The following is a 22,270-nucleotide window of genomic DNA, read 5'->3' on the forward strand; positions in this document are numbered from 1 at the left end:
GGCCCCCCCCCGCCGCCCGCCGTTGCCCGGCGCCAACTCGCCCAACCGCCCAATCCTCAATAGGGGGGGCCCGGCGGCGCGGGCCCCCCCCCCGCCCCCCCGCGCAGGGGGGCCGCGGCTCAGGCGGCGGTCAGGCGGGCGGTCCTGCGGTGTTCCGTCATGCCGGAGACCAGCTGGTCGCGGATGCGGGCGGGGACCTGGGGGGCGAAGCGGGCCAGGTAGTGGGCCAGGTGGGCCTCGTCGTCGACGAGGAAGGGCAGGTCGAAGACGAGGAGCTTGCGCACCGCCAGCAGCGGCACGGGCGCGCGCAGCGGCCTGAAGGAGCCGTTCCACAGGCCCCCCTCCTCGCAGACGGGGTGGAACTGGCCGATCATCAGGCCCTGTTCGACGAACTCGTCCTTGGCCTTGCGCTGCGCCTCGTCCAGCGCGGTGGAGTCGGCCCGGTCCAGGCCCGGCAGCACCAGCAGGACGGTCAGCAGCTCCCGGTCCGACTCCTCCGTCAGGTCGGCCAGCAGCCGGTCGTACCAGGCGCGCAGCTCGCCGACGAGCGCGGGCAGGTCGCCGCCCGCGCCGGTGCCGGCGACGGCGATGTGGAACAGGCCGCGGCGCAGCGAGGGCTGGGTGTAGGGGCAGACGGGGCCGCTGCGCCCGAGGTCGGGGTGGGCGGTGGTGAGGAAGCGCCGGCTCCAGGCGAGGATCTCGGCGGCCTCGGGGTGGTGGTCGGCGGCGCCGGCGTCGATCTGCTCGGCGGAGTAGACGCGCAGTGCGGTGTCGACGCGCAGTGCGGTGTCGCTGTGCAGCGCGGTGTCGATGTCGAGGGTGTGGGTGGTCATCGGGGGCCCCGCCACACGGGGGTCAGGCGGGGGCCGCCGGCGGGCAGGGCGATGGCCTCGCCGAAGCGGGTGAAGCCGCCGGCGCCGCAGACCCGGGCGCCGCCGGGGGAGCTGGTCTCGGCGTAGGCGGCCTGGCCGTCGTGGTCGACGCGGGCCAGGAAGGCGCGCAGGAGGGCGGTGCCGGTGCCGGTGCGGCGGGCGTCGGGGTGGGCGCCGACGAACGCCAGGTAGTGGTGGGGGCGGTGGCGCGGGTGGCGGCGGGCCTGGAGACGGGTGATGGCGGCCAGGCGGCGGGCGGATTCGGGGTGGGCGTCGGCGTCGACGGCCGCGTCCAGGGCGCGGGCGGCCGCCTGGTCCTGCTCCCCGGGGTGTTCCCACACGCCGGGGGGCAGGAAGAGCAGCGCGCCGACGGGGGCGTGGTCGTCGGGGTGCTGGGCGGTCAGGGCGCCCTGGTGGGCCAGGCACTGGTCGACGTGGACGCGGAAGAAGGCGGGCAGGATGCGGGCGCGGTGGGCGTCGTCGGGGAAGGCCCAGCGGGTGAGCGGGTCGTCGTGGAAGGCGGCGGCGAGCACCCGGGCGAGGGCGGGGGCCTCCTCGGGCCGGGCGGGGCGGACCGCGGGGGCCGCGAGGGCGGCGCCCGGCGGGACGGTGGCGGTGGTCAACGGACACTCCTCGGCAGACAGGGGGCGGGCGGCGGGGCGGTCGTACGGGGGTGCAGTCGTACGGGGGGCCTCAGGGCCGGGCGGTGGCGAGCGAGGTCAGGCGCGCGTGCAGGGCGGGCAGGTGGTCCTCCGCCTCGGGCTTGATCAGGACGCTGCGCAGCACCGAGGCCCCCTCGGCGTCCGCCGCCGCTGCCGGGTGGCGGCGGGTGAAGTCGGCGGCGTCCACCCGCAGCAGGCTCAGGTAGAGCGGGTCCTGCTCGTCGGCCATGCCCTGGCGCAGCACGTGCCGGCTGGCGGCGTCGACGGCGGACATCGGCGTCCCGCCGGGGGTGGGGTGGTAGGTGACGATGTCCAGTTGCGGGCGCTGGTGGAGGGTCAGGTGCGGGCTGTCCTCGATCAGGTCCGCCCAGGCCAGGGCCGCGCGCCGCCCGCCGGCCAGGACGGCGCCCAGGCCCTGGGGGGTGAGCGGCAGCAGTTGCAGGGTCAGCCACAGGGCGGCGGCCGCGGCGCCGGCGCGCGAGCATTCCAGGCTGATCTCGCCCAGGTGCAGTTCGGCGTCGGTGAAGTAGGTGTAGGGGGAGTCGTGGGCGAAGTGGCGGCCGATGTCGGGGTCGGCGAACAGCACCGCGCCGCAGCCGTAGGGCTGCAGGCCGTGCTTGTGCGGGTCGACGGTGACGGAGTCGCAGCCGGCGATGGCCCGCCACGGCGCCGGGTCCAGGTGCAGGGCGGCGGCCTGGGTGTCGTCGGTGGCCAGCAGGGCGAAGAACCCGCCGTAGGCGGCGTCCACGTGCACCCGCACCCCGTGGCGGCGGGCCAGTGCCAGCACCTCGTGCACCGGGTCGACGGCGCCGAGCCCGGTGGTGCCGGCGGTGACGACCACCGTGCCGACGCGGCCGGTGGCGAGCAGGTCGGCCAGCGCGTCGACGTCCATGCGCCCGTCCGCGTCGGCGGCCACCGCGTGGCCCTCGACGCCCAGGACGTGGCACATGCGGCTGTGCGTGTAGTGGGACTGCGCGCTGTAGGCGACGCCGCGCCCGGGGTGGCTCTGGCGGGCCACGTACAGGGCTTCCAGGTTGGCGATGGTACCGCTGCTGGTGAGGTGGCCGACGTGGCGGGGCAGGCCGAACATGGCGGCGAGCTGGGCGACGCACTCGCGTTCCATGTCGTTGGTGGCGGGCCCGCCCTCGTAGGCGTGGTTGTTGGGGTTGAAGCGCATCGCCGTCAGGTAGCCGACGACGGCGGCCGGGTGCGGCGGCTTGACCATCTGCCCGGCGTAACGGGGGTGGAAGAACGGATAGTTGTGCTCCAGGCGCTTGGCGAAGCGCTCGAACGCGGCGGCGAAGTCCGCGTCGTCCACCTGGTGCGAGGGGTGCGGGCTGTACGGCCCGAACCGCTCTCCCCACTGCTCGGCGACCTCGGCCGCCCTCGGCAGCCAGTACCGCAGGTCCACGCTCCGGCCCTTCCCTTCGAGGGATCCTCCAGTGTTCTGCGAGCCACGGTGACCGCCCGCCGCAAGCGGCCCGCAACACCCGCAGCTCACCGCGCGCCCCGCCCGCAACCCGCCCCGCGCGCTCCACCGGGCCTCAGCCGGACCCCAACCGGGCGCAAGGATCCGCTGCTGCAATCACCCCCGGAACCCGCCCCCGCCCCACCCGCCGGGGCCGCACGGGCACACCGCCACACCGGGCCGGCAGCAGGAGGACGCGCGATGGTGACCAGACGCAGGATGATCGGCGCCGCCCTGGCGACCGGGGGAGGGGTCCTGCTCATGCGCACCACCCTGCGCCCGGCCGCCTCCGTGGAGACCGCCGCCGACGCGGCCGCCCACACCCACCCGGGCCCCGACGCCGCCGCCGAGGCCGACCCGGGCCCCGACGCCGGCCCCACCCTGGCACCGAAGTTCACCGCCGCGATGCCCCTGCCCCCGGTGCTCGCCCCCGTCTCCACCGACGGCGCCGCCGACACCTACGCCGTCACCATGCTCAAGTCCTACGCCCGCATCCTGCCCGGGCACCGCACCGACGTCCTCACCTACAACGGCGCCTTCCCCGGCCCCGTCATCCGCGCCCGCTCCGGACGCCCGGTCGTGGTGCGCCAGACCAACCTGCTGGACGACCCCGTCTCCGTCCACCTGCACGGCGCCCGCGTCCCCGTCGCCTCCGACGGCGGCCCCATGAACCTCCTGGACACCGGCGCCACCCGCACCTACACCTACCCCAACGACCAGCCCCACGCGAGCCTGTGGTTCCACGACCACGCCCACCACCTGGAGTCCGAGCACGTCTACCGGGGCCTGGCCGGCACCTACCTGATCACCGACGCCACCGAAGCCGCCCTGCCGCTGCCCGCCGGCCGCTACGACCTGCCCATCGCCCTGCGCGACGCCCGCTTCGACCCCCAGGGCCGCCTCGTCTACCGCATGGACGACCCCCTCAACCGCACCACCATCCTCGCCAACGGCCGCCCCTGGCCCAAGGTCGAGGTCGCCGCCCGCAAGTACCGGCTGCGCCTGCTCAACTCCTCCAACCTGCGCTTCTTCTCCCTGCGCCTGGCCGACGGCGGCCCCCTCACCCAGATCGGCTCCGACGGCGGCCTGCTGGAACGCCCCCACGTCACCGACACCGTCGACCTCTCCCCCGGGGAGCGCGCCGACGTCGTCGTCGACTTCTCCCGCTACCCGGTCGGCTCCAGCATCGTCCTCACCAACTCCATGCCCCCCGGCCCCGCCGAACACGTCGGCCAGGTCCTGCGCTTCGACATCACCCGCGCCGCCGACGACCCCAGCCGCGTCCCCGCCCAGCTGCGCACCCTGCCCGCCCTGGGCGCGGCGGCCCGCGAGCGCACCGTCGTCCTGGAGTACCAGGAGAAGCCCGGCGCCGCCCCGCTGGGGCTGATCGACGGCAAGGTGTACGACCCGGCGCGGGTGGACGCCTCGGTGGCGTTCGGCACCTCGGAGATCTGGACGGTCGTCAACGCCAACAAGGACGTCCCGCACAACTTCCACCTGCACCTGGTGCAGTTCCGGGTGCTGGCGCGCAACGGCGCCGCGCCCGGCCCGGCGGAGTCCGGCCTGAAGGACACCGTGCGCCTGCTGCCGGGGGAGAGCGTGCGCCTGCAGGCCCTCTTCGACTCCTACCGCGGCCGCTACCCCTACCACTGCCACCTGCTGGACCACTCCGCGATGGGCATGATGGCGCAGCTGGAGATCACCTGACCACCTTCTATCTGCCCCCCGCCGGGCCGCCCGCCCCCCGCAGGCGGCCCGGGGGCCCGGCCGTCAGCCGGCGTGGATGCCCTGGCCCGGCGCCAGGATCCCCGCCGGATCCCACCGCCGCTTGGCCCGCTCCACCCGCTCCCACAGACCGCCGTAGTGGCGCCGCCAGTCCGCCCCCGTCATCCCCGGCACCGCCCCGATCAGGTAGCGCTTACCGCCCAGCTCCACCGCCCGGTCGTACAGCCGCCGGTTGCGCTCCAGCATCGCCGCCGTGTCCGCCCCCGGCGCCGGGAACGCCAGCAGGTCGAAGTGCCAGCCCACCGGCTCCTGCGGCAGCACCGCCAGCGGCGCCCCCACCCGCGCCCGCGCGTACGGGTAGAACAGCAGCAGCCCCGCCCCCAGGTCCTCCGCCGTCAGCAGCGCGGTCGCCTCCCGCATGAACACCCCCACCGTCGAGGCGGGCAGGAACAGGCTCAGCCACGGCTTCGGCAGCCCCCAGAACCCGGCCGCCCGCAGGTACCCCGCGAACGCGTCCACCCGGAACGCGTACTCGCGCCAGCTCTGCTCCACCACCGTCGTCTCGCCCGCCACCCCGTGCAGCCCCGCCAGCAGCGCCTCCCGGTCCACCGCCCGCCCGGCGTCCCCGTAGGCCACCAGCTCCGCCGTGTAGCGCCACCGCTGCCCGTCCGCGCTGCGCACCACGTTGCCGACCTGGAGGTCGAAGCGGCCCTGGGCCAGCACCTTCTCCTGGTCCGCGCGGTAGAGGTCCGCGTCGTCGTAGGCCAGGGTGAACACGGTGGCGCGCTCGCGGGCCGGCACCAGGGCGAGCGTGGCCCGCACGATGATCCCCACCTGCCCGCCGCCGGCCAGCACCGCCTCGAACAGCTCCCGGTTGTGCTCGCGCGAGGCCGTCACCAGCTCGCCGGTGCCGGTCACCACGTCCAGCGACCGCACGGTGTCCGCCTGCAGCCCGTGGCGCTGCACCGCCCCGCCGATGCCGCCCACGCTCAGCGTCCCGCCCACCGACAGGTGCAGGTAGTCCGTCAGGCACGGCGGCATCCAGCCCGCCGCCAGCGCCGCGTCCGTCAGCTGCGCCCAGGTGGCGCCCGCCTCCACCACGGCCCGCCCGGGTTCGACGGAGAGGATCCGCGACAGCCCGCGCGCGTCGATCGCGATGCCGCCGCGGGGGTTGGCCTGGCCGTAGCTGGAGTGCGACTCCAGCCCGCTGTCGCCGCCGACCGCCTGGTCGCCGCTCTGCCCGTTGACCGCCACCGGGATGCGGTGGCGGCGGGCGAAGGCCACCACCTTCTGGACGTCGCGCACCGAGGCCGGGCGCAGCACCGCGCGGGGCGAGGCGGTGACCAGGTGCCCGAAGTCGGAGGAGAACCGTTCCACGTCGGCGCCCCGCAGGGCCACCGTGCCGTCCAGGGCGGGCAGTTGATCCACGTTCTCGCCCGGCTCGGCGGCCCAGGCGCGGGCGGCGGTGTTCCAGCCGACGACGGCGGCGCCGGCGCCGGCGATCAGTGCGCGGCGGGACAGACCTGAACTGCTCATATCAGCGTTTCTCCGATCAGTCGTCAAATAGGGATTGTTGTACCGCAACCACCCCGCGACCACCTACCTCCCCGCACGCCCCTCCTGCTCCAGCCCCGCCAGCGCGGCCGCGATGTACTCCGGCATCCGCATCTGGTGGGCCGGGGCGCCGGCGGGGATGTGCGCGCAGGCGGCCCGCGCCTCCTCCAGCAACGCCCGCCGCGCCCCGGGCAGATGGGCCACCCGCGGCGAGTCGGCCGCCGTCCACAGCACGTGGGCGAGCTTGTAGGCGTACACGGGCGGGCTGACCGGGAACAGCGCCCGGTACACCCACAGCCCCTCCGGGGCGTCCAGGACCCACTCGTTGTGGCTCAGCAGCCGCACCCGCGCCTTGAGCACCAGGTCCCTGTGCGCCGTGTCCCTGTGCGCCGCGTCCTTGTGCACCGTCATCCTCGCGTCCCCCTTCGTCCGTTCACCGCCCACGGCCTCCGGCGCCGTACGGCCCGTGCGCAGCACGGCGCGCGCCCCGGCCGCCCTGGGCAGGGGGCCGGCGCGTGGCCGAAGGAGTGGATGCGGACGAGTCTGCGGGCTGCGCCCGCCGCCCGGCAAGGTGTGATCCGGGTGCTCTGCGTCCTACCGAAACCCCCCGCTGAACTGGCACAATGGGGCTCGGTACACGCCGGGATCCCCGGCCGCGAGGCCCCTGTCGTGCGGGGCTAGCCTGGTCGCATGTTCGTACTTGAGCTGACGTACACCGCCCCGCTGGAGCGCATCGACGCCGCCCTGCCGCAGCACGTCGAGTGGCTGCGCGGGCACTACGAGGCCGGCACCTTCCTCGCCTCGGGCCGCAAGGTGCCGCGCGAGGGCGGGGTGATCATCGCGCTGGGCGAGGACCGCGCCGCGGTCGAGGAGCTGACCCGCACCGACCCCTTCGCCCGCGAGGGCCTGGTCGCCTACACGGTGACCGAGTTCCTCGCCACCGCCACCGCCCCCGCCCTGGACGCCTACCGCCAGCAGCTGCCCGCCTGAACCCCGGCCCCTGAATCCCGGCCCCGCCGTGCCCCGCCCCGCCTCGCGGTTCGGGGCACGGTCGCGTTCTGGCTACGATCGGTGGCACGGGGCAAGGACGCGTACGGGAAGTTGGCGGGAGAAGACGGATGGCACACGCACGGGCCGGGCAGTTGGCACAGCCGGATGACCTGGTGGATGTGGCGCGGCTGGTGACGGCGTACTACGCGCTGAACCCGGACCCTCAGGAGGTCGGCCAGCGGGTGGCGTTCGGCACCTCGGGCCACCGCGGGTCCTCGCTGGACGCCGCGTTCAACGAGGACCACATCGCCGCGACCACGCAGGCGATCTGCGAGTACCGGGCCCAACAGGGCATCGCAGGACCGCTGTTCCTGGGCGCCGACACGCACGCGCTCTCGGAGCCGGCGAAGGTGACGGCGGTGGAGGTGCTGGCCGCCAACGGCGTGCAGGTACTGCTGGACGCGGCCGACGGCTACACCCCCACGCCCGCGGTCTCGCACGCGATCCTGGCCCACAACCGGCGCAGCCCCCGGGCGCTGGCGGACGGCATCGTGGTCACCCCCTCGCACAACCCGCCGCGCGACGGCGGCTTCAAGTACAACCCGCCCAGCGGCGGCCCGGCCGGCTCGCAGGCCACCGGCTGGATCCAGGACCGCGCCAACGAGCTGATCCGCGAGGGCCTGCGCGGCGTCAAGCGCGTCCCGTACGCGCGGGCGCTGGCGGCGGCGACCACCGGGCGCCACGACTACCTCGGCACCTACGTCGAGGACCTGCCCGCCGTCCTCGACCTGGACGCGGTGCGCGCGGCCGGGCTGCGCATCGGCGCGGACCCGCTGGGCGGGGCGTCGGTGGCGTACTGGGCGCGCATCGCCGAGACGCACCGCCTGGACCTGACGGTGGTCAACCCGGTCACCGACCCGACCTGGCGGTTCATGACGCTGGACTGGGACGGCAAGATCCGCATGGACTGCTCCTCGCCGTCCGCGATGGCCTCCCTGATCGGGCGCCGAGACGAGTACGCCATCGCCACCGGCAACGACGCGGACGCCGACCGGCACGGCATCGTCACCCCCGACGGCGGCCTGATGAACCCCAACCACTACCTGGCGGTGGCCGTCGACTACCTGTACCGCCACCGCGCGGACTGGCCCGCCGACGCCGCGGTCGGCAAGACGCTGGTGTCCTCCTCGATGCTGGACCGGGTCGCCGCCGACCTCAAGCGCGAACTGGTCGAGGTGCCGGTGGGCTTCAAGTGGTTCGTCGACGGGCTCGCGGAGGGCTCGATCGCCTTCGGCGGCGAGGAGTCGGCCGGCGCCTCGTTCCTGCGCCGCGACGGCGGGGTGTGGACCACCGACAAGGACGGCATCCTGCTGGCCCTGCTGGCCTCCGAGATCACCGCCGTCACCGGCGCCACCCCCAGCGCCTACTGCCGGGAGCTGACCGAGCGCCACGGCGCCCCCGCCTACGCCCGCGTGGACGCCCCGGCCGACCGCGAGCAGAAGGCGCGCCTGGCCCGGCTCTCCCCGCAGCAGGTCACCGCGGGCGAACTGGCCGGCGAGGCGGTGACCGCGGTGCTGGCCGAGGCGCCCGGCAACGGCGCGCCGATCGGCGGCATCAAGGTGTGCACCGACAACGCCTGGTTCGCGGCCCGCCCCTCGGGCACCGAGGACGTCTACAAGATCTACGCCGAGTCCTTCCTCGGCACCGGCCACCTGGCCCGGGTGCAGGAGGAGGCCCGCGCCCTGGTCGGCGAGGTCCTCGGCGCCTGATCCCCGCGCCCGCGGGTGCCCCGGACCGGTTCCCCGGCCCGGGGCACCCGCGTTTTCCGGGCCCCTCGCCCTCACGGCGCTGTCCCGCGCGCCCCGCCGCCCCGCGCGCGCCCCTTCGCCCCGCCGCCCCTTAGCCCTTTCGCCTCGTGCTCAGCCGAACGGGCCCTGCTCGGTGAAGCGCCGCAGCGACCGGGCGAACGCCTCGGCCTCCCCGGGCGGCCAGGAGGCGAGCGCCTCCTCGATGCCGCCGGCCAGGCGCCCGCGCATCACCGCCACGGTGCGCTCGCCCGCGCCGGTCAGGGTCAGCAGGGTGGCGCGCTGGTCGTGCGGGTCGGCCTCGCGGCGCAGCAGCCCGGCCTCCTCCAGGCGGGTGGCCCGGCGGCTGACCCCGGAGCGGTCCAGGCCGATCTCGGCGGCCAGGTCGGCGGCGCTGCGCGCCCCGGTGCGGGCCAGGCCGGAGAGCACGGGGTAGGTGACCTCGTCCACCGCCTCGCCCAGGCCCTCGGTCAGGCGCCGGTAGAGCGCGGCGCGGGCGGGGCGGCGCAGCAGGACGGCCAGGGCCTGGGCGACGGCGTCCCCGAGGCCGGGGGCGGCCTCCGGGTCGGTCTTGGTCTCGGGGTCGGGGATTTCGGGGGAGTGGTCCACCCCCCGATCATAGCGTGCGCGGCGCACGCGTTCCTGGGGTACGCTCATCCCATGAAGCGTGCGCCACGCACGCATTGTCGGATTCCGAGAAGGGAACCCCCATGCCCGCCACCGCCCCCCGCACCACCATCGCCGCCGCCCTCGACGACCTGCTCTTCACCCCCGGCCTCGACCTGGAGACCGCCGTCGAGCGCCACTTCACCCCCGACTACCGCCAGCGCACCGACGGCCGCTGGGACGACCGCGCCGCCTTCACCGACCACATCCGCCACCTGCGCGCCGTGGTCGCCTCCGGCCGCGTCCAGGTCCACGAGGAACTCCACGACGGCGACCGCACCGCCACCCGGCACACCGTCGACGTCCTCAAGACCGACGGCACCCGCGTCTCCATGGAGGTCTACCTCTTCGGCCGGTACGCCCCCTGCGGACGCCTGCGCCGCATCGAGGAGACCACCCTGCTGCTCGCCGGAGCCGAGGCCGACCGCAACCTCGGCTCCGCCCGCTGAGACCCCGGTCTGTTCGACGATCAGGACCGCGACGGTGCCGGCGCCGGCACCGTCGCCACCTCCTCCTCCGCCGCCCCCGCCGCACCCGCCCGCGCGTCCCGCGTGGTCGCCGCCGCCGTCACCGCCGCCACCAGCGCCAGCCCCGCCGCCGCGAACGGGAACCACCGCCCGCCCAGCACCGCGATCGCCGCACTGCCCGCCACACCCCCGGCCGCCGTCCCCAGGTACAGCGCACTGCTGTTCAGCGAGATCAGCAGCGGCGCGTTCCCCGGATCGATCGACGCCAGCCGGTGCGGCAGCGCCACCGACACCGCCCACCCCGCCAGCGGCACCACCGCCGCGTACACCAGCGCCCCCGGCATGCTGCGCCCCAGCCACGGCAGCGCGGCGAACGCGCCCGCCGCCACCGTCGAGCCGGTCAGCAGCACCCGCCGCACCCCGACCCGGTCCACCAGGCGCCCGCCCAGCCAGCTGCCCGCCACCGACATCACGCCCGCCGTCAGCAGCACCAGGCTCAGCCGGTCCGCGTCGCCCCCGGTCGCCCCCGAGACGGCGGTGGCCAGGTAGATGTAGACGCACTGGAAGGCCAGGAAGAACGCCAGCGTGGTGGCCGCCGCCCCCAGCACCCGTCGCTGCCCCAGCGGGGCCAGGCGCGCCCGCAGCCCCGGCGCCGCCACCGGCGCCGGCAGGTCGCGCAGCAGCAGCGCCAGCCCCGCCAGCGCCGCCACGCCCAGCGCGGTGACCAGCCACATCGTCATCCGCCAGTCGCCGCGCCCCACCCAGGTGCCCAGCGGCACGCCCAGCGCGGTGGCCACCGTCATCCCGCCCAGCACGGTGGCCAGCGCCCGTCCGCGCCGCTCGGGGGCGACCAGGGTGGTGGCCACCGCGTTGGCGGTCGGCGTGTACAGCGCGGCCCCGGCGGCCGCCAGGACCCGGGTGGCCAGCAGCAGGCCGTAGCTGGGGGCGAGCGCGCTGAGCGCGTTGGCCGCGCTGAACACCGCGAGCGCGGTCAGCAGCAGCCGCCGGCGCGGCCAGCGGGCGGTGAGCGCGGCCAGCGCCGGGGCCAGCAGCGCGTAGCCGAGCGCGAAGACGGTGACCAGCTGGCCCGCGGCCGGCACGGACACCCCCAGGTCGGCGGCGATCGGGCCGAGGATGCCGGCGACGACCATCGAGTCGGTGCCCATGGCGAAGGTGCCGAGGGCGAGCAGGAGCAGGCGTACGGGCATGGAAAAGCCCCCCGATTGTTTGACGATAGGGCAACAGTTTGACGCTCGTCAAACACTAGGGGATTGGTGGATGATCTGAACTCTTGGGCGCAGATCGCCTGCTTTGCCTGGGGGTTGGCCCATCCTTGGCGCGAAGCTGCGCGGGTCGCTGCGTTGTCGGTGGCGTGCACTACGTTGATCACAGTGGTTGGAAGGGTGGTGTTCCCGTGCTGTCCGGCCGCAGGTATCGGCTTGAACTCACCTCAGATCAGGCGGTGTTGTGTGAGACGTTCGGCAACATCTGCCGGTCGGTGTGGAACATCGCTCTGGAGCAGCGCCGGGAGTATCGGCGGCGCGAGGCGTGGATGAACTACGTGCCGCAGGCCGCTGAGCTTGCGGAGGCGAAGCGGGAGTTTCCGTGGCTGGCGGTCGCGCCGTCGCATGTGTTGCAGCAGACACTTCGGGATCTGGACCGGGCGTGCCGGGAGCACGGGACGTTCGGGGTGCGGTGGCGCTCGGTGCGGCGCTGGTCGCCGTCGTTCCGCTTCCCGGCCGGGAACCTGATCACGGTGGAGCGGATGGGCCGCAGGTGGGGCCGCGCCAGACTGCCCAAGCTCGGGTGGGTGCGGTTTCGCTGGTCGCGTCCGCTGGGTGGCGGGATCCGGTCGGCGACGGTCACCCGGCAGGGGCGGCACTGGTTCGTCTCGTTCCTGGTTGAGGACGGCAAAGCAACACCCGAGGCGCACGTGATGCCGTCCACGGCGGTCGGGATCGACCGCGGCGTGAAGATCGCCGCCACCACCAGCGACGGCACGTTCCACGACCGGCGGTTCGCCACGGCGGGCGAGACAGCGAGGCTGCGCCGGCTGCGGCAGAAGCAGGCCTGGCAGAAGAAGGGCAGTACTCGCCGCGAGCAGACGATCGCGGCGATCAACCGGATCACCGGCCGGGTCCGAAACCGCCGCGCGGACTTCTGTGCCTGGACGGCGAACCGGATCACCGGCCAGGCCGCGCTGGTCGTCCTCGAAGACCTCCGGATCAAGAACATGTCCGCTTCGGCGGCCGGGACCGTCGAACACCCCGGGCGCAATGTCCGGGCCAAGGCCGGGCTCAACCGGGCCATCCTGGACAAGGGATGGAACATGCTGGAACTGGCCCTTCGCAACGCCGCCCGGTACACCGGGACGGACGTCGTACTGGTCGACCCCGCGTACACCTCCCAGACGTGCAACGTGTGCAGGCGCGTGGACCCGAAGAACCGCAAGAGCCAAGCGGTCTTCGAGTGCACCGCTTGCGGACACACCGACCACGCCGACGTGAACGCGGCGAAGAACATCAAGGCCGCCGGGCAGGCGGTCTCAGGGCGTGGAGACCTCGGGGTTACCCGGTCGGTGAAGCGCCAACCACCGGCCGACCGCACCCACGCGGGGCGAAGCCCCCGCGCGGCACGCGCGGCCGGAGTCCCCGTCCTTCAGGGCGGGGAGGAAGCCAATGTCAAACCGACGCCGACCCGACGAGGACCACGTGCCATGACCGAAGACGAGCGGCTTCCCCAGCCCACCACCGCCGACATCGACCTCGTCACGGTCCTGCACGCCCTCGGCGACCCCGTCCGGATGACCCTGCTGCTCAGCTACGCCGACGGCGCCGAACACTCCTGCGCCCCCCGCGACCTGGGCCTGGAGCACCTCCACAAGTCGACCGTCTCCCACCACATGCGCGTCCTGCGCGAGGCCGGCGTCACCACCACCCGCGTCGCCGGGCGCAACCGCTTCGTCAGCCTGCGCCGCACCGACCTCGACACCCGCTTCCCCGGCTTGCTCGACGCCCTCCTCACCGGTGCGCCCGCTGCCCCCGCAGCTCCCGCCGCGCCCGCTGGGCCCGCCGTCTCCGGCTGAGGCCTGCGCCCCGGGGCCTATGCCCGCGGTCGTACCCGCCGCCCGGCGCTCCTGCGCCGGCCCGACGCGCCCGCAGGGCCCGACCCGCCACCGTGGGCCCATGACCACCCCGCACACCGTGACCACCCCGTACGCCGCTGCCGCCCCGCACACCGCGGCCGCCCCGCAGTTCGGCCGCCGCAGCGCCCTGGCCGCCCTGGCCGCCACCGCTCTGCTCACCGCCGCGGGCACCGCCCCCGCCCGCGCGGCCACCCGCGCCGCCGCCCCGCCCTCACCCCCGGGCCGGCCCCCGCGCCTGATGCTGCCCGCCCCCACCGGGCCCCACCCCGTCGGCACCACCACCCTGCACCTGGTCGACCCCGCCCGCCCCGACCGCTGGGCCCCCACCCCGCGCCCGCGCGAACTGCGCACCCGCCTCTGGTACCCCGCCGCCCGCGTCGCCGGCCACCCCCGCGCCCCCTGGATGAGCCCCGCCGAGACCGCCCACCTGGAGACCGCCTACTTCCAGGTCCCCGCCGCCGGCCTGGACTGGCCCACCACCCACGCCCACGCCGACGCCCCCGCCGAGACCTCGTGCCGCCACCCCGTCGTCCTCAACTCCCACGGCTCCGGCGGCGACTCCGCCTTCAACACCGCTCTCGCCGAGGAACTCGCCTCCCACGGCCACGTCGTCGCCGCCGTCGACCACACCTTCGACGCCGGCGAGACCGAATTCCCCGGCCACCGCCTGGAAGTACGCGACAAGGCCGCCGTCCAGGCCATGACCGACGCCGACATCGTCGCCTACCGCGCCGCCGACGTCCGCCTCGTCCTCGACCGCCTCACCGACCTCGCCGCCGGCGCCGACCCCGACGCCGACCACCGCCCCCTGCCCGCCGGCCTCGCCCAGGCCCTCGACCCGGACACCGTCGCCATGTTCGGCCACTCCATGGGCGGCGCCACCACCGCCCAGGCCCTCCACGACGACCCCCGCATCCGCGCCGGAGCCGTCCTCGACGGCCCCCTCTTCGGCACCTGCGCCACCGCCGACCAGCCGCGCCCCCTGCTGCTCATGGCCTCCACCTGGGCCAGCCCCGCCCGCGACGCCATGTGGGACACCCTGTGGCCCCACCTGACGGGCTGGCGCCGCCGGCTCACCCTCACCCGCTCCGGCCACCTGTCCTACACCGACCTCCAACTCCTCGTCCCCCAGGGGCAGGACGTGATCGCCTGGCCCGCCGACCAACTGGAGCACTTCCTCGGCACCGGCGACCCGCTGCGCGCCGTCACCGCCCAACGCGCCTACCTCACCGCCTACTTCCAGCTCCACCTGCGCCGCCGCCCCACCACCCTCTTCGACGCCCCCTCCCCGCACTACCCCGAGATCACCCTCGACGCCTGAACCGGCCTGAACCCGCCTGAACCGGCCAGGACCGGCCAGGACCCACCGCCCCCGGGGTGCCGGGGCGGCGGGTCCTGGAGTGGGAAGTCGGCCTGTCCGACTTCTCGCGGCGGCGCCGTGCCGGGGCGTCCGTCGGCAGGAGATCGGCAGGAGGTCAGTAGGAGGCCGGCAGGGGATCAGTAGGGGATCGGGCGGTTCTCGCGGGCCCACAGCTGTTCGGCCTCGCTCTGGGGCGGGGGCGGGGAGATCCCGTCCATCATCCACAGGTCCCGGGGCGTCTCGTCGATGTGGAACTCGCAGTACAGGCCGCGCCCGGTGGTGTGGGGCGCGAGGAGGGCGGCGAGGGCCTCCCGGGTGCGCTTGCGAAGGTCGGGGTCCTCGGTGTGCCGGGCGATGTGCTCGACCACGATCCGCACCGCGTCGTGCGCGGGCTGGTCGCCCACGTGGAAGGAGTCGGCGCCGATCTCGTGGAAGAGCGTCATCACGTAGAACTTCGGCAGTCCGAAGCGGGTGTAGAACCCGGTGATGTCGGCGGCGAGTTGCTGCTTCTGCCCGGGGGTGTAGGTGCCGGGAGGGTGGTAGACGTGCCACAGCGGCATGGGTGTTCTCCTCGGTGTCGGCCGGCGGTGGCCGGCGGGTTTCGGCGGGGTGCGGTTCAGCGGCGGATGGGGATGGTGAGGCCCTCCACCGGGCCGGGAAGCGCGGACTTGAGCGCCCGGGTGAGGTCGTCGACGAGGACTTCGCGATCGCCGCGCTCGACGCCGTCCAGGACGATGCGGGCCACCTCGGCGGCCGGGATCTTGTCGACGGGCAGGGCCGCCACCATCTCGGTGTCCGCGAAGCCCAGGTGCACGCCGACGACCTGGGTGTGCTGGGCGGCGAGTTCCAGGCGCAGGGAGTTGGTCAGGGACCACAGGGCGGCCTTGGAGGCGCCGTAGGCGCCGGCGCCCGCGCCCCAGGACAGCGCGGAGTGGATGTCGACCAGCGCCCCGCCGCCACGGGCCGCCAGCACCGGCGCGAAGGACCGGGCGATGCGCAGCGGGCCCAGGACGTTGGTGTCGAAGGTCTCCTGGACCTGCCGCAGGTCGGCGGTGAGCAGCGCTCCCGGGTACAGGACGCCGGCGTTGTTGAAGACGACGTCGACGTCCTGGACGCGCTCGGCCAGGGCGGCCACCGAGGCGTCGTCGGTGACGTCCAGGGCGAGGACCTCCACCCGTGCGTCCTCGCTGGGCACGGGGGTGCGGGCGGTGGCGTAGACCTTCTTCGCGCCGCGCGCCAGCAGTTCCCCGACGAACGCCCGGCCGAGGCCGCGCAGGCCTCCGGTGACCAGGGCGGTGGAGCCGTCGATCACGGTCATGTGCGTGTTCCTCGCTCTCGGAAGGCGGTGCCCGCAGCCGGGGCACCGCAACGTTTAGATTATTACCATCATCTAAACTGGATGGGGAAGCCCGGATGGGAAAGTAGGACCACCACCACCGCAGGACGAGGAAAGGAACGCAGGCATGCCCCGCGTGTCACGGGCCGAGGCCGAACGCCACCGCCAGGAGGTGATCGACCACACCGCCAGACTGATCCGGGAGCAGGGCTCCGACCAGGTCAGCGTCCCCCAGGCGATGGCCGCCGCAGGCCTGACGCACGGCGGCTTCTACCGGCACTTCGCCTCCAAGGACGACCTCGTCGCCCAAGCCCTCACAGCCGCCTTCACCGAACGCCGCGAAGCCATGGACCGCCTCGCCGACCACCCGCCCATCGGCGACCCCACCCCCGGCACACCCGCCGCCCAACACCCCACCCCCCGCGCCGAGTTCCTCGCCCGCTACCTCTCCACCCTCCACCGCGACAACCCCGGTCAGGGCTGCGCCGCCGCAGCCCTGGCCGCCGACGCGGCCCGCGCCGAACCCGGTTCCCCGCTGCGCAGCGCCTTCACCGCCGGACTGCGCGACCTGGTCGACGGCTTCCAGCACCTGCCCGACGCCGCCGAACGCGAGAGCGCCCTCGCCGACCTGTCCACCATGGTCGGCGCCCTCCTCCTGGCCCGCGCCAGCGAGGACCCGGCCCTGTCCGACGAACTCCTCGCCGCCGCCCGCCACCGCCTGACCGCCCCCGCCGGCCCCACCGCCCCCGCCGGCCCCGCGTAGGGCCGGGGCCGTCGCGCCGGCCCCGGCCCGCCCGCCCGGGCCCGGGGCCACCGGCCGCTGCCGCGGCGGCGCTTGCCCCGGCGCCGCGGCCCGTGATCGGATGGCGCCAGCATCGCGTGCCGGTGGCGGACAGCGTCAGGCATGGAGGTGTGGAACCGAAGGGGCCGCCTCCCGTGGCTTCCCATGACGGCGACCGCGTGGTCGCCCTGAGCCTTCAACTCTCCCGAGCACACCAGGAACTGCGCCGCCAGGTCGGCCGCATCAGAGCCGGGATCGGACAGCGCCGCCCGGACGGCGACGCACTGCGCACCCACTGCCTGGCCTTCTGCGCCGCACTGACGGCACACCACCAGGGCGAGGACGAGGGCATGTTCGCCCAGCTGGTGCGCGAACGCCCGCAGCTCGCCGGGACGGTCGCCAAACTCGTCGAGGACCACGAGATGATCGCCGCCATCCTCACCCGGGTGCGCGAACTCGCCGACCGCGCCGCCGAATCGGCCGAACCGCCCGGCGAAGGACTGGAAGCGGTCGGGCGCGAACTCGACGGCCTCACGGCGATCATGGAATCCCACTTCGCCTACGAGGAACGGACGATCAGCGAAGCCCTCGACGGCGCGACGCCCGAGGGCAGTTGGCCCGACCGGGTGTTCCGGTTCGGCTGACGGGCGAGCCCCCGCCCGGCGGGGGAGCGGAATCCCGTTGCGAGGTGAGGGCCGGCGCTGTAGACATGCCGCGATGACGATTTTTCATTGCGCCGCCTGCGGCGAGGCCCTCACGGCCGACCTTGAGCCCCTCCCGGCGGTACCGGCCCGGCACCTGTTCGAGGGCGAGCTCGTCAACGGCCGGCGACAGGCCCCGCCCACCATGCCCCGCGGCCACTACGCCGTCGATCCGCAGCCGTACGGACCGCCGTTCGTCCCGGCCGAGGACCAGGACGGCTGTCCCCCCGCCTACCCCGGCGGCCCGTGCATCAGCGACTTCGACGGAATGGTCGTCGTCTCGGCCGGGCCCCGGAACACCTTCGTCCTGCACCCCGACGACGGGACCGGCCTCACCGGGCACGTGACAACGAGCGGCCCACCCGGCTGCTGCGGAGCCCCCGGCGACGGCCCGCCCAACCGCGCCTGCCGCTGCGGCGCCGTGGTCGGAGGCGAGATGGCGGACTGCTACACCCCCTACGAACTCCACCTGCTGCCCGACGCCGTCCGCCCGGCCACCCACACCCCCGACCGCTGACGCACGCGGTCACCCGGACCCGACAGCTCCTTCGTCCCACCCAGGAGTTGCCACTACCGGTCGTCGAACTCGCCCGCGCGGACGGCGGCGACGAAGGCCCGCCAGGCAGGGGAGCGGAAGCGGAGGACGGGCCCGTCGGGGTCCTTGGAGTCCCGGACGGGCTGCACACCGGTGAAGCCGTCGGCGACCTCGATGCAGCCGTTCTGCCCGCCGCTGTAGCTGCTCTTGCGCCAAGTGGTGTCCATCGTGGTTGCCTCCTGCGGGTGGAGTGGGAAGTCGATGGGGATGACTTCCCACTCCGGCGCCGGGTTAGGCGCAGGTGTCAGTGCGGGCCGGTCCGGATGCCGCCGCCCCGGGACCAGAGTTCTTCGACGTGTTCGGCGAAGCGGTCGAACATGCCGTTCTCCCCGCTGCGCCGCAGGTGCATCAGTGGCGAGTCGTGGCCGACGGCGCGGGCGAGGTGAGGCGTGACGAGGGCGTGCTCGTCGAAGCGGAAGACGGAGAGGCCGACATGGTTCGGACCGTCGTCCGGAGCGCTGAACCGGGCCTCGACGCCCTCGGTGCCGGAGAGCTTGGCCAGGTTCTCCAGGGTGACCCTGATCCTGGTGGACACCGTGAGCGCCACGTCCTCGACCTGCTCGCGCTGACGCGTCGTGTCGGAGTCCGGATCCCCGAGGAGAAACCGGACCCGGCAGCCGCTCTCGGCCTTGCGCCGCAGAGTCTGAAGCAGGGCGGGCTGCTCCAGCCACACGAAGTAGTTGGTGTAGCCGGCGAGGAAGACGTCGGACCGGGCCTCGGCGATCAGCTGCGACCAGACCGCCTGCGGGCAGGCCGAGCGGTACGGGTAGACGGCGAACACCTCCCGGTCGTGCCCGGTCTTGACGTTCGCCCGCACGGTGTTGGGCCAGATCATCCGTTCATCACCCCCTGAGGTCGCGGCGGCGGGTTGAACCGGGCGGAGGGGTTGAGAAGGCCCCTAGAAACCGCCGGATCGGGGCGGCGGGGCCGGAGTTGCTGCTACCGGACGTCGAACTCGCCGGCGTGGACGGCGGCGACGAAGGCCTGCCAGGCGGGGGAGGGAAAGAGGAGGACGGGCCCGTCGGGGTCCTTGGAATCCCGGACGGGCTGCACGCCGGTGAAGCCGTCGGCGACCTCGATGCACTGACCGCCACTGCCGCTGTATGTGCTCTTGCGCCAGGTGGTGTTCATCGCGGTTGCCTCCTGCGGGTGGAGTGGGAAGTCGATGGGGATGACTTCCCACTCCGGCATCAGATAGGCCTAGTTGGCGTCGAACTCGCCGGTACGGGTGGCGGTGACGAAGGCCTGCCAGGCGGCGGAGGAGAAGAGGAGAGACGGGCCCTCGGGGTCCTTGGAGTCGCGGACGGGCATGAGGCCGGTGAAGCCGTCGGCGACCTCGACGCAGCCGTTTGACCCGCCGCTGTATGTGCTCTTTCGCCAGCTGGCATTAGTCAGGTCAGCGTCCATCCTCATAGTCCTTCCGTACTGCGCGGATCAGCTCAAGCGACGGGGCCAGAGGTAGTGCCTCGGCTTGCAGCCGATCGTAGTCCCTGGCTAGCGGAAGGACGGCGTTGATATCGCGGTCGAGGTACCCGCGCAGCTCGGTTTCTGTGTATCCGAGCAGTTTGCGATCCGGCATGGTCAGGAGAATCACAGGAAGCGTGAACGGGCGGTCCTCTCCGAGGGAGAACGGGGTTATCTGGAGGAGGATGTTCGGGTTTGCGGCCAACTCCTCGAGGTACCGAAGTTGTTCGATCATCACGTCCGATCCTCCGACGGGCCGACGCAGGCAACTCTCGTCGAGAACCGCATGAAGGAGAGGCGGAGGGGTGCGGTTCAGGAATTGCTGGCGCGTCATGAGGAAGTTCACTCGCTCCTCGGCCTGCTCGGGGGTTGCGTTGCCGCGCCGGACGTTGGCCGCCTCCCAAGCGCTGGCGTAGGCCGGGGTTTGCAGCAGGCCAGACACGATGTCGATCGAGAACAGCCTGACCTCGGCGGCACGGTTCTCGTAGTTGGCGTACTCGGGGAAGCCCGGGACCAGGGCAGTGTGCTTGAGCTGCCAGTACATCAGCAGCAGGGTCCCGCCGGTCTGCAGGACCTCATCGGCTTTGGTAGCAAACTTCTCACTCGGCGGTCGCTGCGCAAGTTCGACGAACGAGACGTAGGACGGGTGGACTCCGATCTTGCGCGCGAGCTGTTCCTGCCTGAGGCCCATCGCCCTGCGTGACCTGCGGAGTTGGACCCCGAACGGGGCCCAGGGGGATGACTGCGGGTCAATTTCCTTGATGTTCACCATGGCTGCTCCAACTCTCCAGGCCGCCGAGGTCAAGTCGTCTGCCACTTCCGATGCTAGGCGACACAGAGCCACCATGTGCACAGAACGTGAAACTCTGATCGCGGAAGGTTACTCCCATGGGCGATGTCCAAGTGCCCCGGCTGCACGGCTACGGGGTCCGCTGGGACCCGGAGGGCCGGTGTTACCGGGTGCGGAACGAGACGACGGGGGAGTGGCTGCGCAGCGGTACCTCGGGTGGGCTGGCCTCCTTCTCCTCGTTCTCCGCCGCCTTCAGCGCCTGGCGGGGGTTCGAGGTTCGGCGGCAGGTGGGGGCGTGATGGGGGAGAAGGTCTATCGCGCCACCGTCGACCAGCGGCGGCAGGCGGCCGACGTCCTCGACGACCTGACCACCGTCCTCGCCCTGGCCGGGGTGAAGTTGCCCTCTGTCGAGGTGGACTGGGAGCGCGGCCGCAGGACGGGCTGCTACCTCATCGGCCTCGGCTGCGCCCGCCCGTCCGAACTCCTGCGGGTCGTCGACCTGCTCCGCAAGGGGCTGCGCTACGAGCGCCTGACGCGTGACGGCTGAACTCCTCGTCCGCCTCCTGTGGTTGGCGGGCTTCTCCCTCGTACTCCTTGCCGCCCTCAGGAAGTGAACCCCCCGATGCGCGACCCCCGCCTTCTCGCCAAGCCGCCCGTGTGCCGGCTCGGCTGCCTCGTCCTCGTCCGCAACCCGCGCGGCGACGTCCTCCTCGTGGACCCGGACTACATGGACGGGCTGATCCTGCCCGGCGGCGCCGCGAAGCCGAACGAGCCCCCGCACCTCGCCGCCGCCCGTCACCTCCACGCCGAGACCGGCCTCAACCTGCGCCTCACCGACGTCCTGGCCGTCGACTTCACCCCCGCCGACCGTTACCTGGAGCGCCTCAACCTCGTCTTCGACGGCGGCACCGTCACCGAGCACGCCGCCGCCCACCTCACCGTCCCGCCCCGGCACCGCAGCGGCCTGTTCGGCGCCCGCTTCGTCCCCGCCCACGAACTCCCGGACGTCATGGCCCCCGCCCAAGCGGCCCGCACCGCCGAAGCGCTCGCCAACCGCGCCGTCCCCCTCCTCCTCCACGGCCAGCGCGCCACCTGCGACGAGAACCGGCCCCCACCGCGCTAGACCGCCGGGCGGCAGCTACCCCGCCGACACCCGATGGGTGGTCAGCTGACGCCCCGCAGGACACACAGGGTCCCCTGCGGGGCGTGGAACGCCTGCCGCACCTCCCACGCGCCGCTCTGCCCCGCCTTGACGTTCACCGCCGTGTCGCCGAGGGCGAGCACCGTGGCCTTCGCCGAGGTGAAGTAGACGACGATCCGGTAATCCGCGTCCCGGCCGCCGGGGTTCACCGCGGTGCCGGCCGCGCGCCAGCCGTCCTTGGTCGCCTCGCAGGTGCCGATGGCGACCTGCTTGCGCTTCTCCTGGTCGTTGGCGACGGACGACGGCGGCGGCAGTGTCGGCTGCTCCAGCACGGCGATCTCACCGCTGCTTGCAGCCTCTCCGGAGGGTGCAGCCGTAGCGGCCTGCACGTCCTGGCTGCCGCCGTTGTGGGGCTGGCGGCAGCCGGACAGGGTGGCGAGGGCGAGCAGTGTGATGCCGACGGCGGCACCCGTTCGGGCCTTGTGCTTCGTTTCGTGCATCTCTTACTCCTTGGGCTGTGGGCGGCGCCAGGAACGATCACACCGGTGTCACCGCGGAGGGGCCCGGCTTGTCTTACCGTGCCGGTGCGGCAGGCGCGGGCTCGGCGGGCCTGGCGGTGGCGGAGGTTCATCCGTTCGGCTGCGGATCGCTCCGTCGCCCGCCCCTCGCCCACGAGCCGGACGGACGACGGACGGACGACGGACGGGCGCAGAACGGCGGCGGTCCCCGGAGCCCACGCTCCGGGGAC

At 73.8% G+C, this 22,270-nt stretch carries 27 protein-coding genes; 12 read left to right on the forward strand and 15 right to left on the reverse strand.

Features of this window, described 5'->3' with window-relative positions; all coding sequences use genetic code 11:
* Positions 1 to 119: 119 nt before the first annotated feature.
* The 3 genes from ACFWPT_RS36635 to ACFWPT_RS36645 all read right to left on the reverse strand — a co-directional run bounded on the left by ACFWPT_RS36635 (position 120) and on the right by ACFWPT_RS36645 (position 2,945).
* Complete coding sequence (locus ACFWPT_RS36635; protein WP_380487127.1) at positions 120 to 833, reverse strand: DUF6875 domain-containing protein; 714 nt, start codon at positions 831 to 833, stop codon at positions 120 to 122.
* The gene (locus ACFWPT_RS36640) at positions 830 to 1,495 is read right to left on the reverse strand and encodes a GNAT family N-acetyltransferase (RefSeq protein WP_380487129.1); all 666 of its coding nucleotides are present in this window, start codon (positions 1,493 to 1,495) and stop codon (positions 830 to 832) included. Before ACFWPT_RS36640 ends, ACFWPT_RS36635 begins: the two co-directional genes overlap by 4 nt.
* Positions 1,496 to 1,565: 70 nt before the next feature.
* Positions 1,566 to 2,945 (reverse strand): pyridoxal phosphate-dependent decarboxylase family protein, encoded by a 1,380-nt coding sequence (locus ACFWPT_RS36645; RefSeq protein ID WP_380428582.1) that lies wholly within the window; start codon positions 2,943 to 2,945, stop codon positions 1,566 to 1,568.
* Between the two features lie 258 nt (positions 2,946 to 3,203).
* Between ACFWPT_RS36645 and ACFWPT_RS36650 the strand changes: the two genes are divergently transcribed.
* Positions 3,204 to 4,709 (forward strand): multicopper oxidase family protein, encoded by a 1,506-nt coding sequence (locus ACFWPT_RS36650; RefSeq protein WP_380487131.1) that lies wholly within the window; start codon positions 3,204 to 3,206, stop codon positions 4,707 to 4,709.
* 63 nt (positions 4,710 to 4,772) lie between these two features.
* Here the strand turns inward: ACFWPT_RS36650 and ACFWPT_RS36655 are convergent, their stop codons facing one another.
* A complete protein-coding gene (locus ACFWPT_RS36655) occupies positions 4,773 to 6,263 on the reverse strand; it encodes an FAD-binding protein (RefSeq protein WP_363377594.1) in 1,491 nt (496 codons plus the stop codon).
* Positions 6,264 to 6,326: 63 nt separating this feature from the next.
* Entirely contained in the window at positions 6,327 to 6,692 is a 366-nt protein-coding gene (locus ACFWPT_RS36660; protein WP_380487133.1) for a hypothetical protein, read from the reverse strand.
* A 279-nt stretch (positions 6,693 to 6,971) separates the two neighbouring features.
* Between ACFWPT_RS36660 and ACFWPT_RS36665 the strand changes: the two genes are divergently transcribed.
* Entirely contained in the window at positions 6,972 to 7,271 is a 300-nt protein-coding gene (locus ACFWPT_RS36665; protein ID WP_380487135.1) for a YciI family protein, read from the forward strand.
* Positions 7,272 to 7,399: 128 nt separating this feature from the next.
* The gene (gene pgm / locus ACFWPT_RS36670; protein WP_380487137.1) at positions 7,400 to 9,040 is read left to right on the forward strand and encodes a phosphoglucomutase (alpha-D-glucose-1,6-bisphosphate-dependent); all 1,641 of its coding nucleotides are present in this window, start codon (positions 7,400 to 7,402) and stop codon (positions 9,038 to 9,040) included.
* 150 nt (positions 9,041 to 9,190) lie between these two features.
* Here pgm and ACFWPT_RS36675 read toward each other — a convergent pair whose 3' ends face one another.
* Positions 9,191 to 9,598, reverse strand: coding sequence for a MarR family winged helix-turn-helix transcriptional regulator (locus ACFWPT_RS36675; RefSeq protein ID WP_380428590.1), 408 nt, complete (start codon positions 9,596 to 9,598; stop codon positions 9,191 to 9,193).
* A gap of 188 nt (positions 9,599 to 9,786) precedes the next feature.
* Here ACFWPT_RS36675 and ACFWPT_RS36680 point away from each other — a divergent pair, with 188 nt between their 5' ends.
* Complete coding sequence (locus ACFWPT_RS36680) at positions 9,787 to 10,191, forward strand: nuclear transport factor 2 family protein (protein WP_363377590.1); 405 nt, start codon at positions 9,787 to 9,789, stop codon at positions 10,189 to 10,191.
* A gap of 20 nt (positions 10,192 to 10,211) precedes the next feature.
* Here the strand turns inward: ACFWPT_RS36680 and ACFWPT_RS36685 are convergent, their stop codons facing one another.
* On the reverse strand, positions 10,212 to 11,417 hold the full coding sequence (locus ACFWPT_RS36685) for an MFS transporter (protein WP_380487139.1): 1,206 nt from the start codon (positions 11,415 to 11,417) through the stop codon (positions 10,212 to 10,214).
* 83 nt (positions 11,418 to 11,500) lie between these two features.
* Between ACFWPT_RS36685 and ACFWPT_RS36690 the strand changes: the two genes are divergently transcribed.
* Entirely contained in the window at positions 11,501 to 13,294 is a 1,794-nt protein-coding gene (locus ACFWPT_RS36690) for an RNA-guided endonuclease TnpB family protein (RefSeq protein ID WP_380375812.1), read from the forward strand.
* Positions 13,295 to 13,394: 100 nt separating this feature from the next.
* Positions 13,395 to 14,675, forward strand: a complete 1,281-nt coding sequence (locus ACFWPT_RS36695) for an alpha/beta hydrolase family protein (RefSeq protein WP_380487141.1) — start codon at positions 13,395 to 13,397, stop codon at positions 14,673 to 14,675.
* A 176-nt stretch (positions 14,676 to 14,851) separates the two neighbouring features.
* Here the strand turns inward: ACFWPT_RS36695 and ACFWPT_RS36700 are convergent, their stop codons facing one another.
* Positions 14,852 to 15,274 carry a tautomerase family protein gene (locus ACFWPT_RS36700; RefSeq protein WP_063352960.1) on the reverse strand — a complete coding sequence of 141 codons (423 nt, stop codon included), beginning with the start codon at positions 15,272 to 15,274 and terminating at the stop codon, positions 14,852 to 14,854.
* 56 nt (positions 15,275 to 15,330) lie between these two features.
* Positions 15,331 to 16,032, reverse strand: a complete 702-nt coding sequence (locus ACFWPT_RS36705) for an SDR family oxidoreductase (protein ID WP_380487143.1) — start codon at positions 16,030 to 16,032, stop codon at positions 15,331 to 15,333.
* Positions 16,033 to 16,177: 145 nt separating this feature from the next.
* Between ACFWPT_RS36705 and ACFWPT_RS36710 the strand changes: the two genes are divergently transcribed.
* From ACFWPT_RS36710 to ACFWPT_RS36720, 3 genes are all read left to right on the forward strand, one after another.
* On the forward strand, positions 16,178 to 16,813 hold the full coding sequence (locus tag ACFWPT_RS36710) for a TetR/AcrR family transcriptional regulator (protein ID WP_380487145.1): 636 nt from the start codon (positions 16,178 to 16,180) through the stop codon (positions 16,811 to 16,813).
* Positions 16,814 to 16,986: 173 nt separating this feature from the next.
* Positions 16,987 to 17,475, forward strand: coding sequence for a hemerythrin domain-containing protein (locus ACFWPT_RS36715; protein WP_380429685.1), 489 nt, complete (start codon positions 16,987 to 16,989; stop codon positions 17,473 to 17,475).
* Positions 17,476 to 17,548: 73 nt separating this feature from the next.
* Positions 17,549 to 18,049, forward strand: coding sequence for a hypothetical protein (locus tag ACFWPT_RS36720; protein WP_380487148.1), 501 nt, complete (start codon positions 17,549 to 17,551; stop codon positions 18,047 to 18,049).
* Positions 18,050 to 18,102: 53 nt separating this feature from the next.
* Here the strand turns inward: ACFWPT_RS36720 and ACFWPT_RS36725 are convergent, their stop codons facing one another.
* The 5 genes from ACFWPT_RS36725 to ACFWPT_RS36745 all read right to left on the reverse strand — a co-directional run bounded on the left by ACFWPT_RS36725 (position 18,103) and on the right by ACFWPT_RS36745 (position 20,363).
* Positions 18,103 to 18,294: a DUF397 domain-containing protein gene (locus tag ACFWPT_RS36725; RefSeq protein WP_380487150.1), complete on the reverse strand. Its 192-nt coding sequence runs from the start codon at positions 18,292 to 18,294 to the stop codon at positions 18,103 to 18,105.
* A gap of 77 nt (positions 18,295 to 18,371) precedes the next feature.
* Entirely contained in the window at positions 18,372 to 18,962 is a 591-nt protein-coding gene (locus ACFWPT_RS36730) for a DUF5919 domain-containing protein (RefSeq protein ID WP_380487151.1), read from the reverse strand.
* A 104-nt stretch (positions 18,963 to 19,066) separates the two neighbouring features.
* Positions 19,067 to 19,258 carry a DUF397 domain-containing protein gene (locus ACFWPT_RS36735; RefSeq protein WP_380487153.1) on the reverse strand — a complete coding sequence of 64 codons (192 nt, stop codon included), beginning with the start codon at positions 19,256 to 19,258 and terminating at the stop codon, positions 19,067 to 19,069.
* Between the two features lie 69 nt (positions 19,259 to 19,327).
* Positions 19,328 to 19,534 (reverse strand): DUF397 domain-containing protein, encoded by a 207-nt coding sequence (locus ACFWPT_RS36740; protein ID WP_380487155.1) that lies wholly within the window; start codon positions 19,532 to 19,534, stop codon positions 19,328 to 19,330.
* The gene (locus ACFWPT_RS36745) at positions 19,524 to 20,363 is read right to left on the reverse strand and encodes a helix-turn-helix transcriptional regulator (protein ID WP_380487157.1); all 840 of its coding nucleotides are present in this window, start codon (positions 20,361 to 20,363) and stop codon (positions 19,524 to 19,526) included. The genes ACFWPT_RS36740 and ACFWPT_RS36745 overlap by 11 nt, the downstream gene beginning before the upstream one ends.
* A gap of 116 nt (positions 20,364 to 20,479) precedes the next feature.
* Between ACFWPT_RS36745 and ACFWPT_RS36750 the strand changes: the two genes are divergently transcribed.
* From ACFWPT_RS36750 to ACFWPT_RS36760, 3 genes are all read left to right on the forward strand, one after another.
* Positions 20,480 to 20,680, forward strand: coding sequence for a hypothetical protein (locus tag ACFWPT_RS36750; protein WP_380429665.1), 201 nt, complete (start codon positions 20,480 to 20,482; stop codon positions 20,678 to 20,680).
* Positions 20,680 to 20,928 (forward strand): hypothetical protein, encoded by a 249-nt coding sequence (locus tag ACFWPT_RS36755; RefSeq protein ID WP_380487160.1) that lies wholly within the window; start codon positions 20,680 to 20,682, stop codon positions 20,926 to 20,928. The genes ACFWPT_RS36750 and ACFWPT_RS36755 overlap by 1 nt, the downstream gene beginning before the upstream one ends.
* Before the next feature lie 75 nt (positions 20,929 to 21,003).
* Entirely contained in the window at positions 21,004 to 21,504 is a 501-nt protein-coding gene (locus tag ACFWPT_RS36760; RefSeq protein WP_380487162.1) for an NUDIX domain-containing protein, read from the forward strand.
* A 41-nt stretch (positions 21,505 to 21,545) separates the two neighbouring features.
* Here the strand turns inward: ACFWPT_RS36760 and ACFWPT_RS36765 are convergent, their stop codons facing one another.
* Positions 21,546 to 22,022: a hypothetical protein gene (locus ACFWPT_RS36765; RefSeq protein ID WP_380487164.1), complete on the reverse strand. Its 477-nt coding sequence runs from the start codon at positions 22,020 to 22,022 to the stop codon at positions 21,546 to 21,548.
* Positions 22,023 to 22,270 lie beyond the last annotated feature (248 nt).

Origin of the sequence: Kitasatospora sp. NPDC058478, assembly GCF_042720345.1 — a bacterium.
GTDB lineage: Bacteria > Actinomycetota > Actinomycetes > Streptomycetales > Streptomycetaceae > Kitasatospora.